The sequence below is a fragment of the Streptomyces apricus genome (assembly GCF_008369065.1).
Taxonomy (GTDB): Bacteria; Actinomycetota; Actinomycetes; order Streptomycetales; family Streptomycetaceae; genus Streptomyces; species Streptomyces apricus.
In genome coordinates this window covers 1-1,817 of the sequence record NZ_VDFC01000183.1, presented here as the reverse complement: position 1 = coordinate 1,817, position 1,817 = coordinate 1, and the positions used below count along the sequence as shown (strand labels likewise).

Sequence of the window (1,817 nt, the reverse complement as noted above, 5' to 3'; positions counted from 1 at the left end):
CCCCTTGACTCGCAGACCCCGCCCCGTACCTCTTGCTCCGCGCCCCTCACCTCTTGCGCCGCGCCCCTCACCTCTTGCGCCGCGCCCCGGTACGGGGACCGCCTCACAGGTCGAGCTGGTACTCGACCGCCTTGTGCGTGGGCAGATAGCCGAGCGTGTCGTTGATGGCGCGCATGTGCGTGTTGCTGTCGGCCGTGTCGGTGAGCAGGCCGCCGAGCTCCGGGTGGCGCTCGCGGGCCCGGCGGACGGACTCCGCCTTCATCCACAGGCCCAGTCCGTGGCCCCGGTGCTCGGGCAGCACGCCGGTCCCGTAGTGCGTGCCGTCGCCCCGGCCGTCGCCCGGTACGACCAGTTCGGAGAAGCCGACGACGGATCCGTCCGCCGTACGCACCACGGCGACGGTGTGCAGCAGGTCGCCGCGCGCGGCGACCGCGTCGGCGGCGGCGCGTACCCGGTCCACGTCCCAGACGACCGTGCCGTAGTCGGTGTCCTCCATCGGCATGTCGTCCATGGCCCGCCGTGACGCGGCGAAGGACAGGGCCAGTTCGGGCGGCACCGTGCCCTCCCACCGGACCAGCCGGTATCCCTCGTGCGGCCGGCGGACGAGGTCGTCCATCCGCCGGAGGTCGACGTCGGCCAGCGGCAGCCTGGCGTAGGTCAGCGCGAGGACCCGGCGGAAACCGCGGGCCGCCAGGAACAGGTCACCGGGCGAGCCGTCCTCGGCCTGTGCGAGGAGCGAGCGGCGCCCGTCGTCCCGCGCCGCCGCGACGGCCGCCGCCAGCAGCCGGGTACCGATGCCCTGCCGTCGTTCGCAGCGGTGCACGGCGAGCTCCAGCTCGGCGAGATGCCGCTGCCCCCGGCCGGAGAACATCCGCAGGAAGGCGGACCCGGTCGGCGCCCCCTCGCCGTCGGACGCGAGCCAGGCCGGTCGGCTGCCCGAGGCGGTGGGGGCGAGGTCGGTGAGCGCGGTGATGCGGTGGGGCAAGACGTCTCCGTCACGGTCGGGCGTGCAGGTGCGAGGAAGCCCGCAGACGCTAGCCGTGCCGGAGAACACCCCGCAACACCATTACGTACGGCGGCGACGCGACCCGGAACGTACGGCGCCGACGCGACCGGGAACGTACGGCGGCGAGACGCCCGTGGACCGGCCGGCTACGGCGTCAGGGCGGCGCGTGAGGCGGCGGTGAGGCTCCACGTCCGCAGGACGGTCTCCCGGCCCCGTGACGTCCGCAGCACCGGCTCGTCGTCGGTGAGGGCGAAGCCGGCGGCCCGGGCGACGCCGGCACTGGCCGCGTTGGCCTCCTCGATGCACAGCACCACGCGCCGGGCGCCGGTGTGGCGCACGGCGTAGGCGGCGAGCAGCCGGACGGCACGGGAGGCGAGGCCCCGGCCGCGGTGGGCGGCACCCACGCCGTACGCGATCTCCACGTCCCGCTCGTCGGTCCCGCTGCGGAACAGCAGCGCCTCGCCCCGGGGCAGCACACCGTCCGTGGTGATCGCGAACTGCGCCCTGCGTCCCTCGGCCCGGGCCTCCCGGGCACCGGCGAGGTAGGCGAGGGCCGCCGCCGTGTCGAACGGTGAGGGCACCGGGGTCCAGCGGGCCATCTCGGGGTCCTCGTACACCGCGATCAGCGCGTCCAGGTCGTCCTCGGACCATTCGCGCAGGCGAACTCCCTCTCCTTCGAGACGCAGGGGCGCGGGCGGGATGAGTGTCAGCGGACTGTCCATGGGGTGATCCTGCACCGCGCGCGGCGGTGCGGCCAAGGGCGCGTGCCCGCGCCCACCGCGCCGCGGCACGCCCCGGGCCGTCCGGGCAC

The 1,817-nt window shown here is 75.3% G+C and carries 2 protein-coding genes; both read right to left on the bottom strand.

Translation table 11 applies throughout. The features are described 5' to 3' along the window. Positions 1-103 precede the first annotated feature (103 nt). Positions 104-985, bottom strand: a complete 882-nt coding sequence (locus FGF04_RS39055) for a GNAT family N-acetyltransferase (protein ID WP_149516138.1) — start codon at positions 983-985, stop codon at positions 104-106. Between the two features lie 167 nt (positions 986-1,152). After that, a complete protein-coding gene (locus tag FGF04_RS39050) occupies positions 1,153-1,728 on the bottom strand; it encodes a GNAT family N-acetyltransferase (RefSeq protein ID WP_149516137.1) in 576 nt (191 codons plus the stop codon). Positions 1,729-1,817: the final 89 nt, after the last annotated feature.

What these genes read in the sequence shown, in the direction of transcription:
- FGF04_RS39050 (WP_149516137.1), bottom strand. Translation starts at nt 1,728, where the DNA reads ATGGACAGTCCGCTGACACTCATCCCGCCCGCGCCCCTGCGTCTCGAA.